The following is a 14,388-nucleotide window of genomic DNA, read 5'->3' on the forward strand; positions in this document are numbered from 1 at the left end:
GCCCCCCCGCCCCCCGCGCCCCCCCCCGCCCCCCGCGACCGCCACGAGCTCCACCTCGGGGGTGCGCACCGCCGTGGGCAGCGTCCGCCGCCACGCGATCGACGACGTGCCCAGGGCGGCCAGCCGCACCGGACGGTCCACGGCGCCGCTCACAGCGCCCGCAACGCCGCGATCAGCGTCCTGGCCTGCACGTTCACGTGGTGGCTGTAGCGCAGAAGTTCGTCCAACTGGCATGGTGTCACCCAACGGAATTCGTCCGAGACGGCCGGGAAGCCGCTCGGCACCTCGATGATCAGGTAGTGGCTCTGGGCGTGCAGGAACCGCCCGCCCTCCTCCGACAGCAGCACGTCGCACAGGGCGCCGTCCCGGCGGGCCAGCGCCTCGGCCAGGTACGGCGGCTGGTCCTCGTCGGGCAGGTGCGCGTAGTTCTCCGGCACGCACTGCACGGTCGGGCCGAGCTCCACGGTGTCGAGGAAACCGGGTTCGGCGCGGGCCCGCAGCAGCACGTGCGGCACCCCGTCCACCCGGCGCACGAACAGGGCGGCGATGCCGGTGTGGCGGGGCTCCAGCAGCGGCTGGGACCAGGCGGGCACCTCCCGCCGGCCGGAGGAGACGTCGACGCCCACCACCCGGAAGTGCAGCCCCTTCTCGTGGGCCACCTCGTCCTCGGTGCGGTACCAGCCCTCCGTCTCCGCCAGGCCGATCGGCGTCACCTCGATCTCGTGCTCGGCCCGCCGCCGAGTGATCCAGCTGCGGATCTCCCGGTCGGCGTGCAGCGCCCGGTCCCAGCCCGCCCCGCCCTCCGGCTGCCGCCAGTCGGGCAGACAGGACAGGACGGTGCGCGAGTCCATGTTGACGAGGTTGTCCTGCCGCAGCAGCAGGTGGACCTGCCCCAGCGTCAGCCAGGCGAAGTCCTCGCCGGCCTCCACCTCCGGGCCGACCTCCACGATCATGTTGCGGTTGCGCTTGTGCAGGAACCACGAACCCTGCTCGGACTGCAGCACGTCCGAGATGACCGACCCGGGCGCCGGACGCAGGAAGTGCTCCAGATAGGGCACGGCCGAACCGCCGTGCACCCGCGTGTAGTTGCTCTTGGTCGCCTGCACCGTCGGGGACAGCTGCACGCCGTTGACGTTGCCCGGTTCCGACTTGGCCTGCATCAGCAGGTGCGGCACACCGTCGAAGTCCCGCACCGCGATGCCCAGGACACCGATCTCCGGCTGCCGGATGATGGGCTGGCACCACTGGGCGACCGGGCCGAAGTCCGAACGGACCCGCAGGCCGTGCACCGAGAAGAACCGGCCGCTGGCATGCCGCAGATCACCGGTGCGCGGATCGAAGCCCCAGCCGTTCAGCGCGGCGAACGGCACCCGCTCGACCCGCTGCGCCTGGGCGCGCCGCCGGTCGTCGAGCCACGCCAGCAGCTCCGCGGTGGTCATCACCCCGCCGTCGACCGCGGCGGCCGAAGCCGCCAGCCGGGCCACGCTGCCCGGCCACGCGGCGCGCGGCGGCAGCTCCAGGTCGATCGCGGTCATCGCATTCCGCCTTCGTTCACTTTCCGGGATTGCCTCATCACCTGGGGACGGCCGCGCGGACCGCGGTCACCGCGGCGCGTGCCGGGACAGGGCACACCAGCGCACCGTGCGGCGGCCGCCCCGACCAGCCTGCCCCGAGGAATTCAGGCAGACGCCTAGACTCCCTCCCTTGCCCCGCGGGTGATCTTCCCGTTATCGCGCGCCCCGCTCCGCCGCGCGGACCGCCCCCCGGCGGGCCCGGTCCGTGCCCGCGCCTAGAAATTCCCCTAAAGCAGCAGGCAGGAGCGCTGAGCGCACCGCACCCCGTGCGACCGTGAGGGCTGTTCCCGCAGTCGCTTCGGTGTTTGGAGTGCCATCCATGAACGAGCCGGTACCCGCGGACGCCCCGACTCCCGCCCCGGCCGGCGAGCCCGTGGCCGTCGTCGGCCTCGCCTGCCGGCTGCCCGGAGCCGACGGTCCGGCCGCCTTCTGGAACCTGCTCGTCCAGGGCCGCAGCGCCATCACCGCCACCCCGCCGGACCGCCTCGACGGCGCGCCCGAGGACGGCTTCCCCACCCCGGGCGGCGGCACCGCCCCGCACCGCGGCGGATTCCTCGACGCGCCCGGCGACTTCGACGCCGCCTTCTTCGGCATCTCGCCCCGCGAGGCCGACGCCATGGACCCCCAGGCCCGCATCGTCCTCGAACTCGGCTGGGAGGCACTGGAACACGCCGGGATCCCCGCCGGCCGCGCCCCCCGGAACACGGCGGTCGTCATCGGCGCCACCGCCGGCGACTACGCCGAACTCGTCCACCGGCAGGGCCCCGCGGCCGTCGGACACCACACGATGACCGGCCTCAACCGGGCCCTCATCGCCAACCGCCTCTCCTACGCCCTCGGTGTCACCGGACCCAGCCTGACCGTGGACAGCGCCCAGTCCTCCTCCCTCGTCGCCGTGCACCTGGCCTGCGAGCGGCTGCGCGCGGGGGAGTGCGACCTCGCGATCGCCGGCGGCGTCCACCTCAACCTCGCCCCGGGCAGCACCCGGGCCGCGGCCGAGTTCGGCGCCCTCAGCCCCAGCGGACGGTGCCACACCTTCGACGCCCGCGCCGACGGCTTCGTCCGCGGGGAGGGCGCCGCCCTCGTCGTCCTCAAGCCCCTCTCCGCGGCCCTCGCGGACGGCGACCGCATCCACGCCGTCATCCGCGGCGGCGCCGTCAACAACGACGGCACCGGCAGCAGCCTCACCACCCCCGACGCCGACGCCCAGGCCGCCGTCCTGCGCAGCGCCTGCGCCCGCGCCGGCGTCGACCCCGCCGCCATCGGCTACGTCGAACTCCACGGCACCGGCACCCGCGTCGGCGACCCCGTCGAGGCCGCCGCCCTCGGCGCCGTCCTCGGCACCGCCGCCGGCCGTGCCGCCCCGCTCGCGGTCGGCTCGGTCAAGACCAACATCGGCCACCTGGAGGGCGCCGCCGGCATCGCGGGCCTGCTGAAAGTGGTGCTCTGCCTGTCCCACGGCAGCCTCGTCCCCACCCTCCACCACACCACTCCCCACCCCGACATCGACCTCGACCGGCTCGGCCTGCACGTCCAGACGGAGACCGCCGCATGGACCGCACCGGACCCCGGCCGGCCGCTGCTCGCGGGCGTGTCGTCCTTCGGCATGGGCGGCACCAACGCCCACCTCGTCCTGGCCCAGGCACCCGCGCCCACCGCACAGGACACCACGCCCCCGGCCGCCCCCGGCCGCCCCGTCGTGCCCTGGCTGCTGTCCGCCCGGACCCCCGACGCGCTGCGGGCCCAGGCCGGGCGCCTCGCCGCCCACACCACCGACGGCGCCGCCGACCCGGCCGACGTCGGCTGGTCCCTGCTCACCACCCGCACCCCCTTCGAGCACCGCGCCGTCGCCGTCGGCACCGACACCGCCGAGCTGCTGCGCAGCCTCACCGCCGCCGTCCCCGCGGCCCCCGTGACGGGCGACGTCGACCGGCCCGTGTTCGTCTTCCCCGGTCAGGGCAGCCAGTGGCCCGGCATGGCCGCCGAACTCCTGGACACCTGCCCGGTGTTCGCCGACCGCGTCGCCGCGTGCGAGGCCGCCCTCGCCCCGTACACCGACTGGTCCCTCACCGCCGTCCTGCGCGGCCGGCCGGACGCGCCCTCGTTGGACCGGGTGGATGTGGTGCAGCCGGTGCTGTGGGCGGTGATGGTGTCGCTGGCGGCGTTGTGGGAGTCGTTCGGGGTGCGGCCGGCTGCGGTGGTGGGGCATTCGCAGGGGGAGATCGCCGCGGCGTGTGTGGCGGGTGCGCTGTCGCTGCAGGACGCGGCGCGGGTGGTGGCGTTGCGCAGCCGGGCGATCGTCGCGCTGGCCGGGCGGGGCGGCATGGTGTCGGTGGCGCTGTCGCGGACGGACGCCGAGGAGCTGGCCGCCCGCTGGGACGGCCGGATCTCGGTGGCGGCGGTCAACGGGCCCGCCTCCGTCGTCGTCTCGGGAGACGCCGACGCGCTGGAGGAGCTCGTGCGCCAGGCGGAGGCCGAGGGCGTCCGGGCGCGGCGGGTCGAGGTGGACTACGCCTCCCACTCCGCGCACGTCGAGGCGATCGAGGCCGAACTGCTCGACGTCCTCGCCCCGGTCCGGCCGCAGGTGCCGCGGGTGCCGTTCCTGTCCACGGTCACCGGGGAGTGGATCGACACGGCGCTCACGGACGCCGCCTACTGGTACACCAACCTGCGCCGCCCCGTCCTCCTCGAAGACGCCGTCCGCTCCCTCGTCGCCGCCGGCCACGGCGCCTTCGTCGAAGTCAGCCCCCACCCCGTGCTGACCGTGCCGGTCCAGGCCACCGTCGAGGACGCCGCCCCCCGCGGGACGGCCGTCGTCACCGGCACCCTGCGCCGCGGCGAAGGCGGACTCGCCCGCCTCTACACCTCGCTCGGCAGCCTGTGGAGCCACGGCGCCGACATCGACTGGACCCCGGCGTTCACGCCCCACCACCCGCGCAGGGTCGAACTCCCCACGTACGCCTTCCAGCGCCGCCGCCACTGGATCAGCACCACCGCCGGCGCCCCCGCCCCCGTGGTGGACGCCTCCGCGGTGGACGCCTCCGGGGCGGCTGCGGACCCCGTGGCGCCCCGCCCCGCCGTCACCCTCGACGACACCCTGCGCCTGGTCCGCGACCAGGCCGCGGTGATCCTCGGCCACCCCGGCGCCGACGCCGTCGACCCCGCGCGCTCCTTCAAGGAACTCGGCTTCGACTCCGTCACCGCCGTCGAGCTGCGCGACCGCCTCAGCGCCGCCACCGGCCTGCCCCTGCCCACCACCGCCGTCTACGAGCACCCCACCCCGCACCGCCTGGCCCGCCACCTCACAGCCCTCCGCGACGGCACCGCCTCCGCCCCGGCCGCGACCGGACCGCGCGCCGCCGACGACGCCGACCCCGTCGCCGTGGTCGCCATGGCCTGCCGCTTCCCCGGCGGGATCCGCTCGCCCGAGGACCTGTGGCGCGTCGTACAGGACGGGACGGACACGCTGACGGACTTCCCCGCCGACCGCGGCTGGGACCTCGACGCGCTCCACGACCCGGACCCCGAACGTACCGGCACCACCTACGTCCGCCGCGGCGGATTCCTCCCCGATGCCGCCGAGTTCGACGCCGCCTTCTTCGGCATCTCCCCGCGCGAGGCGACCGCCATGGACCCGCAGCAGCGCCTGCTGCTGGAGACCGCCTGGGAGGCGGCCGAGCGGGCCGGCCTCGACCCGCGCGACCTGCACTCCACCGACACCGGCGTCTTCATCGGCGCCACGGCCTCCGACTACGGCCCCCGCCTGCACGAGGCCCCGGACACCGTCGAGGGCCACGTCCTCACCGGCACCAGCACCAGCGTCGCCTCCGGCCGCATCGCCTACGCCCTGGGCCTGGAGGGCCCCGCGGTGACCGTCGACACGGCCTGCTCGTCCTCCCTGGTCGCCCTGCACATGGCGGTACGGTCCCTGCGTTCCGGCGAGTGCTCCCTCGCCTTCGCCGGCGGCGTCACCGTCATGGCCACACCCGGCATGTTCGTGGAGTTCAGCCGCCAGCGCGGGCTGGCCGCGGACGGCCGGTGCAAGCCGTTCTCCGCCGACGCCGACGGCACCGCCTGGGCCGAAGGCGTGGGCGTCGTCCTGCTGGAGCGGTTGTCGGACGCGCGCCGCAACGGGCACCGGGTGCTGGCCGTGGTCCGGGGTTCGGCCATCAACCAGGACGGTGCGTCCAACGGGTTGACGGCTCCCAACGGCCTGTCCCAGCAGCGCGTCATCCGGGCGGCGCTGGCGGACGCGGGTCTGTCCCCGGCGGATGTGGACGCGGTGGAGGCGCACGGCACCGGCACCAGGCTGGGTGATCCGATCGAGGCGCAGGCGCTGCTGGCGGCGTACGGTCAGGACCGGCCCGGAGAGCGGCCGTTGTGGCTGGGGTCGGTGAAGTCCAACATCGGCCACACCCAGGCCGCCGCCGGAGTCGCCGGTGTCATCAAGATGGTGCAGGCGATGCGGCACGGTGTGCTGCCCAGGTCGCTGCACGCCGAGCAGCCCTCGCCGTTCGTGGACTGGTCAGCGGGTGCCGTCGAGCTCCTTTCCGAGAGCCGTGCGTGGGAGCCCGCCGACCGGCCGCGCCGGGCGGGCGTGTCCTCCTTCGGCATCAGCGGCACCAACGCCCACGTCATCCTCGAAGAACCGCCCGCCACCGGGACGGCGGGAACCGCCTCGGACACCCCTGCCGGCGGTGTCGTGGTGCCCCTGCCCGTCTCCGCCCGTACGCCCGCCGCGCTGGCCGAACAGTGCGGCCGCATCGCCGCGTTCGCCGCGGAGCAGACGCCGTCGCCGGTCGACATGGCTTGGTCCTTGGCGACGGGCCGGACCGGCTTCGAGCACCGCTGCGTGGCCGTCGGATCCGACCTCGCCACCTTGGTCGCCGGGCTCGACGAGCCGTCCGTGACCGGCATCGCGCCTTCGTCGCCGGTGTCGCCGGTGTTCGTGTTTCCGGGTCAGGGGGCGCAGTGGGTGGGGATGGCGGTGGAGCTGCTGGATTCTTCTCCGGTGTTTGCGGAGCGGTTCGCGCAGTGTGGTGAGGCGTTGGCTCCGTTTGTGGGGTGGTCGCTGGTCGATGTGGTGCGGGGTGTGGAGGGTGCTCCGGGGCTGGAGCGGGTGGATGTGGTGCAGCCGGTGCTGTGGGCGGTGATGGTGTCGCTGGCGGCGCTGTGGGAGTCGTTCGGGGTGCGGCCGGCTGCGGTGGTGGGGCATTCGCAGGGGGAGATCGCCGCGGCGTGTGTGGCGGGTGCGCTGTCGCTGCAGGACGCGGCACGCGTGGTGGCGCTGCGCAGCCGGGCGATCGTCGCGCTGGCCGGGCGGGGCGGCATGGTGTCGGTGGCGCTGTCGTGTGCGGACGCCGAGGAGCTGGTGGACCGCTGGGCGGGGCGGGTTTCGGTGGCGGCGGTCAATGGGCCGGCCTCGGTGGTCGTGTCGGGGGATGCGGACGCGTTGGATGAGCTGGTGGTGTTCGCCGAGGCCGAGGGTGTTCGGGTGCGGCGGGTGGAGGTGGACTACGCCTCGCACTCGGCGCACGTGGAGGCGATCGAGGCGGAGCTGCGCGAGGTGCTGGCGCCGGTTGTGCCGCGTACTCCGGAGGTTCCGTTCTTCTCCACGGTGACGGGGCAGTGGATCGACACGGCGCTGACGGACGCCGGCTACTGGTACACCAACCTGCGTCAGCGGGTGGGGCTGGAGGGTGCGGTCCGTGCCCTGCTGGAGCAGGGCTACGGGGCGTTCGTGGAGGTCAGTCCGCATCCGGTGCTGACGGTTCCGGTCGCCGAGACGGTTGAGGCGGCCGGGGCGGAGGCGGTGGTGGTGGGCACGCTGCGCCGCGGCCAGGGCGGTCTGGAGCGCTTCTACACCTCGCTGGGCGAGGCGTGGGTGCGCGGGGTGCAGGTGGACTGGACCCCGGTGTTCGCCGGGCTCTGCCCGCGGCGGGTGGATGTGCCGACCTATGCCTTCCAGCGGCAGCGGTACTGGCTGGAGGTGCCGAAGTCCCGGCCGGGTGTGGCCGATCCGGTGGAGGCGGAGTTCTGGCGCACGGTGGAGGCGCAGGACCGGGAGGGGCTGGCGCGCACGCTGGGGGTGGCCGATGCCGGCGTGCTGGAGGGTGTGGTGCCGGCGTTGTCGGCCTGGCGCCGTGGCCGCACCGAGCGGGCCACCCTCGACCGCTGGCGCTACCGGATCGTCTGGCGCCCGGCGGGCACACCCGCGGCCACCCGCCTGGAGGGCACCTGGCTCCTCGCCGTCCCCCAACACCACACCGACGACGACACCGTCCGCGGCATCGTCACCACGCTGACCGGGCGTGGAGCGAACGTCAGGCTCCTCCCGCTCGACACACGCACCGTCGATCGTGAGGCCCTGGCCCGGTCGCTGCGCACGGTGACCGGCGCGGAGCCGGTCGACAGGGTGGTGTCACTGCTCGGTCCGGACGAGCAGCCGCGCCCCGACCAGCCGTCGGTCCCGTGCGGGCTGGCCGCCACCCTCGCCCTGGTGCAGGCACTCGGCGATGCCGAGGTCGAGGCACCCCTGTGGTGCGTCACCCGGGGCGCGGTCGGTGTCGACGGGGCCCCGGACGCGCCCGTCCAGGCCGGCGTCTGGGGCATGGGCAGGGGCGCCGCCCTGGAGTTCCCGCGGCGCTGGGGCGGGCTGGCCGACCTGCCGGGCGACGCGGACGAGCACGACCTCCGCGCGCTGGTGGACGTCCTGGCCGGAGACGGAGCGGAGGACCAGGTCGCGGTGCGCGGCGGGGCGGTCCTCGGACGGAGGCTCGTGCGGGCTCCGCTGCGTACGGCCCGCGCGGCCCGCACCTGGAGGCCGCGCGGCACCGTCCTGGTGACCGGCGGCACCGGAGCACTCGGGGCACGGATGGCGCGCTGGCTGGCCCGCAACGGCGCGGAGCACATCGTGCTCACCGGACGGCGCGGCGCCGACACCCCCGGGGTGGCGGACCTGGGCGGTGAACTGGAGTCGTACGGCGTCAGGGTCACGGTCGCCGCCTGCGACATGGCCGACCGCGACGGCGTGGCCGCCCTGCTGCGCACCCTGGAGGAGGACGGTGTGCCGCCGGTGCGGGCCGTGCTGCACGCGGCCGGGGTCAGCGCGCTCGGGTCCCTCGCCGACGCCGGCGTCCACGACCTCGCGTCCACGCTCGCCGGCAAGGTGCTCGGCGCGGACCACCTCGACGCCCTGCTGGACCCCGAGCAGCTGGACGCGGTGATCTACTTCTCGTCCATCTCCGGGACCTGGGGCGTGGCCGACCACGGTGCGTACGCCGCCGCGAACGCGATCCTCGACGCGCGCGCGGAACAGCGCCGCGCCGAGGGGAGGCCGGTGCTGTCGGTCGCCTGGGGGCCGTGGGCCGGTGGCGGCATGATCGCCGAGTCGGTCCAGGCGGACCTGCGGCGCCGGGGCGTCCCGGTCATCGACCCCGACACCGCGGTCGCCGGACTCCAGCAGGCGCTGGACCACGACGAGACCGTCATCGTGCTGGCCGACGTCGACTGGTCCCGCTTCGCCGACGTGTTCACCTCGGTGCGCCCCAGCCGCCTCCTCGCGGAGCTCCCGGAAGCCCAGCCGGCGCAGGCCTCCGCACCGGGCGGAGCCGAGGGCACCGAGGCGCCGCCCACCGCACTGCGCGAACTGGCGGAACTGCCGGCCGACCGGCGCCGTACGGCACTGCAGCGCCTGGTCGGTGAGCACGTCGCCGCGGTCCTCGGCCACGGCGGGGCGGACGCCGTCGACGCCGAAGTCGCCTTCAAGGAACTGGGCTTCGACAGCCTCACCGCCGTCGAGCTGCGCAACCGGCTGAACCGGGCCACCGGTCTGCGCCTGCCCACGACGGTCGTCTTCGACCACCCCAGCGTGGTCGCGCTGGCCGCCCACGTCGGTGAGCTGGCGTTCGGCACCGGAACGGGCGCCGGCACCACGGACACCACCGACGCGCGCCCGGCGGCGGCCGCGTCCGGCCCGGCCCCCGCGGACGATCCGATCGCCGTCGTGGCGATGGGCTGCCGCTTCCCCGGCGGCGTCCGGTCCCCCGAGGACCTGTGGCGGCTCGTGCGGGAGGACACCGACGCGATCTCCGCCTTCCCCGCCGACCGGGGCTGGGACCTCGACGCCCTCTACGATCCGGACCCCGAGCGCACCGGCACCAGCTACGTGCGCGAGAGCGGATTCCTCTCCGACGCCGCCGAGTTCGACGCCGCCTTCTTCGGCATCTCCCCCCGCGAGGCGACCGCCATGGACCCGCAGCAGCGGCTGCTGCTGGAGACCAGCTGGGAGACGCTGGAGCGCGCCGGGATCGACCCGCGCGGGCTGCGCGGCAGCACCACCGGCGTCTACGTGGGCCTGAGCGACATGGAGCACGCCGCCCGCCTCCGCGCCGCCGCCGCAGAGACCGAGGGCTATCTCGCCACCGGCGCCGCCGCGAGCGTGGCCTCCGGCCGCATCGCCTACGCCCTGGGCCTGGAGGGCCCCGCGGTGACCGTCGACACGGCCTGCTCGTCCTCCCTGGTCGCCCTGCACATGGCCGTACGCGCCCTGCGCGCCGGCGAGTGCGACCTGGCTCTCGCGGCGGCCGCGACGGTGATGTCCGGACCGGGACCGTTCATCGCGTTCAGCCGGCAGCGGGCCCTCGCCCCCGACGGCCGGTGCAAGCCGTTCTCCGCGGACGCCGACGGCTTCGCCCTGTCCGAGGGGGTGGGTGTCGTCCTGCTGGAGCGGTTGTCGGACGCGCGTCGCAACGGGCACCGGGTGCTGGCCGTGGTCCGGGGTTCGGCCATCAACCAGGACGGTGCGTCCAACGGGTTGACGGCTCCCAACGGTCCGTCTCAGCAGCGGGTGATCCGGGCGGCGCTGGCGGATGCGGGGTTGTCGCCGGCGGATGTGGACGCGGTGGAGGCGCACGGCACCGGCACCCGGCTGGGTGATCCGATCGAGGCGCAGGCGCTGCTGGCCACCTACGGGCAGGAGCGGGACGCGGAGCGGCCGTTGTGGCTGGGGTCGGTGAAGTCCAACATCGGTCACACGCAGGCCGCTTCGGGTATGGCCGGTGTCATCAAGATGGTGCAGGCGATGCGGCACGGTGTGCTGCCCAGGTCGCTGCACGCCGAGCAGCCCTCGCCGTTCGTGGACTGGTCAGCGGGTGCCGTCGAGCTCCTTTCCGAGAGCCGTGCGTGGGAGCCCGCCGACCGGCCGCGCCGGGCGGGCGTGTCCTCCTTCGGCATCAGCGGCACCAACGCCCACGTCATCCTCGAAGAACCCCAGGACGACAGCGCCGCGCCCACCGCGTCGGTCGAACGACCCGACGCCGACCGTACGATCGTTCCGCTGACCGTGTCCGCCCGGTCGGAACAGGCCCTGGAGCAGCAGATAACCCGCCTGCTCGCGCACCTCAGCGACAGCGACGACCACCCCGTCGACGTGGGCTGGTCCCTCCTGCAGGGCCGTGCACTCTTCGAGCACCGGGCCCTGCTCATCGGCACCGACACCGTCGCCACCGGGTCCGTCACCGGTGCCTCATCCGTGTCGCCGGTGTTCGTGTTTCCGGGTCAGGGGGCGCAGTGGGTGGGGATGGCGGTGGAGCTGCTGGATTCTTCTCCGGTGTTCGCGGAGCGGTTCGCGCAGTGTGGTGAGGCGTTGGCTCCGTTTGTGGGGTGGTCGCTGGTCGATGTGGTGCGGGGTGTGGAGGGTGCTCCGGGGCTGGAGCGGGTGGATGTGGTGCAGCCGGTGCTGTGGGCGGTGATGGTGTCGCTGGCGGCGGTGTGGGAGTCGTTCGGGGTGCGGCCGGCTGCGGTGGTGGGGCATTCGCAGGGGGAGATCGCCGCGGCGTGTGTGGCGGGTGCGCTGTCGCTGCAGGACGCGGCACGCGTGGTGGCGCTGCGCAGCCGGGCGATCGTGGGGATCGCCGGGCGGGGCGGCATGGTGTCGGTGGCGCTGTCGTGTGCGGACGCCGAGGAGCTGGTGGACCGCTGGGCGGGGCGGGTTTCGGTGGCGGCGGTCAACGGGCCGGCCTCGGTGGTCGTCTCGGGGGATGCGGACGCGTTGGATGAGCTGGTGGTGTTCGCCGAGGCCGAGGGTGTTCGGGTGCGGCGGGTGGAGGTGGACTACGCCTCGCACTCGGCGCACGTGGAGGCGATCGAGGCGGAGCTGCGTGAGGTGCTGGCCCCGGTCCGGCCGCAGGTCCCGCGGGTGCCGTTCTTCTCCACGGTGACGGGGCAGTGGATCGACACGGCGCTGACGGACGCCGGCTACTGGTACACCAACCTGCGTCAGCGGGTGGGGCTGGAGGGTGCGGTCCGTGCCTTGCTGGAGCAGGGCTACGGGGCGTTCGTGGAGGTCAGTCCGCATCCGGTGCTGACGGTTCCGGTCGCCGAGACGGTTGAGGCGGTAGGGGCGGAGGCGGTGGTGGTGGGCACGCTGCGCCGCGGCCAGGGCGGTCTGGAGCGCTTCTACACCTCGCTGGGCGAGGCGTGGGTGCGCGGGGTGCAGGTGGACTGGACCCCGGTGTTCGCCGGGCTCTGCCCGCGGCGGGTGGATGTGCCGACCTATGCCTTCCAGCGGCAGCGGTACTGGCTGGAGGTGCCGAAGTCCCGGCCGGGTGTGGCCGATCCGGTGGAGGCGGAGTTCTGGCGCACGGTGGAGGCGCAGGACCGGGAGGGTCTGGCGCGCACGCTGGGGGTGGCCGATGCCGGCGTGCTGGAGGGTGTGGTGCCGGCGTTGTCGGCCTGGCGCCGTGGCCGCAGCGAGCGGGCCACCCTCGACCGCTGGCGCTACCGGATCGTCTGGCGCCCGGCGGGCACACCCGCGGCCGCACGCCTGGAGGGCACCTGGCTCCTCGCAGTCCCCCAACACCACACCGACGACGCTCTTGCCCGGGCCGTGCGGGATGCCCTGGAACAGGCCGGGGCCCGGGTCGTGCGCTGCGACGTGCCGGACTCCGTGGACCGCGCCGACCTCGCCAAGCGGCTGCTCGCCGAGATGCCGTCGGTGGAGCGGCCCGCCGGTGTCGTCTCCCTGCTGGCGTGGAACGACCGTGCCGACGAACACGGTTCGGGCGTGTCGTACGGCGTGCTCGGTTCGCTGGCGCTGGCGCAGGCGCTGGACGACGCCGGGCTGGCGGGGCGGCTGTGGTGCCTGACACGGAACGCCGTGGCGGCCGCGGAGGGCGACGCGCCACCGAACCCGGCACAGGCCGCGGTGTGGGGCCTGACCCGCGTCGTGGGGCTCGACGACCCGGAGCGCTACGGAGGCCTGATCGACCTGCCTGCCGAGGACGCCTCCGACGCCGTACGCCACCTTCCGGCGCTGCTGACGGGCGCCGGGGCGGACGCGAGGGGCCGGGAGACCGAGTACGCCGTGCGCCGGGACGGCGTCCGGGTCCGGCGCATGGTCCGTGCGCCGCTCGGCGCGTCCGCGGACCCGGCCGCACTGTGGCGGCCGCGTGGCACCGTGCTCGTCACCGGCGGCACCGGTGCCCTCGGCGCGCACGTCGCGCGCGCCCTCGCCAGGGACGGTGCCGAGCACCTCCTGCTCGTCAGCAGGCGCGGGACCGAGGCGCCCGGCGCGGCGGAACTGGAACGCGAACTCACCGCGCACGGCTGCCGCGTGACGGTGGCCGGCTGCGACATCACCGACCGCGAGGCGCTGGCCGCACTGCTGGCCGGGGTGCCGGACGAGCTGCCGCTGACGGCCGTGGTGCACACGGCCGGCGCCGTGCAGCGGGCCCGGCCCGTCACCGAGCTCACGCCGCAGGACACGGTCGCCGTGATGCACGGCAAGGTGGCCGGCGCACAGCACCTGGAGGGGCTGCTCGCCGACCGTCCGCTGGAGGCGTTCGTCGTGTTCTCCTCCGGCGCCGGCGTGTGGGGCAACGGCGGGCAGGCCCCGTACGCCGCCGCCAACGCCCACCTGGACGCCCTCGTGGAACGGCGCCGGGCCCTCGGCCTGCCCGGTACCTCGATCGCCTGGGGTGCCTGGGCCGGCGGCGGCATGGTGGACGAGGAGGTCGGCGGGCAGCTGCTGCGGCGGGGTGTGCCGGCGATGGACCCCGAACTCGCCGTGCGCGCACTGCGTGAGGCGGTCGCCGCCGACGAGTCGACGCTCGTCGTCGCCGACATCCACTGGGATCGCTTCCTGCCCGCGTACTGCGCCCACGAGTACCGGCCCCTGATCGACGAGGTGCCCGAAGTGCGGGAGCTGCGGGCCGCGCAGCGCGCGGGCACCGACGGCGAGGAAGCGGAGCACACGACCCCGGCCCTGGTGCGGGAGCTGGCCGAGCTGCCCGGGGACAAGCGCCGGCGCCGGCTGGTGGACCTGATCGGTGACCACGTGGGTGCCGTCCTGGGCCACGGCCCCGGCGAGCGCGTGAAGCCGGGGCGGGCCTTCCGCGAGCTGGGCTTCGACTCGCTCACCGCCGTCGAGCTGCGCAACCGGCTCGGCGCCGCCCTCGGCACCCGGCTCCCCGCCACCGTCGTCTTCGACCACCCCACCCCCAACGCCCTCGCCGACCACCTGGCCGTCGAACTCCTGCCGCCCCCGGGCGACACGGCGGGCGAGGCACACCCCGCCCTGGCCCAGGTACGGGCCGCGTACGACGGCGCGGACGGCCCCGCCGAGCGGCGGGCCCTCACCGACGCACTGCGCGCCCTGCTCGACGACTGGGCGCACACCGACGAACCGAACGAAGCGGCCGTCGACGAGGACCTGGCGGACGCGTCCGACCAGGACATGTTCGACCTGATCGACAGGGAACTCGGGATCTCCTGAGCGGCCCCCCGGCCCCGGGCCCCCGGCCCCCATCCACGA

General features: G+C 75.0%; 2 protein-coding genes. One reads left to right on the forward strand and one right to left on the reverse strand.

What is annotated here, in order from left to right; all coding sequences use genetic code 11:
- Nucleotides 1-149: 149 nt before the first annotated feature.
- Entirely contained in the window at nt 150-1,535 is a 1,386-nt protein-coding gene (locus AB0L29_RS24755) for an NDP-hexose 2,3-dehydratase family protein (RefSeq protein ID WP_365829942.1), read from the reverse strand.
- A 358-nt stretch (nt 1,536-1,893) separates the two neighbouring features.
- Between AB0L29_RS24755 and AB0L29_RS24760 the strand changes: the two genes are divergently transcribed.
- Complete coding sequence (locus AB0L29_RS24760; protein WP_365829943.1) at nt 1,894-14,349, forward strand: type I polyketide synthase; 12,456 nt, start codon at nt 1,894-1,896, stop codon at nt 14,347-14,349.
- The last annotated feature ends 39 nt before the right edge of the window (nt 14,350-14,388 follow it).

Source organism: Streptomyces sp. NPDC052701, from assembly GCF_040678355.1.
Taxonomy (GTDB): domain Bacteria; phylum Actinomycetota; class Actinomycetes; order Streptomycetales; family Streptomycetaceae; genus Streptomyces.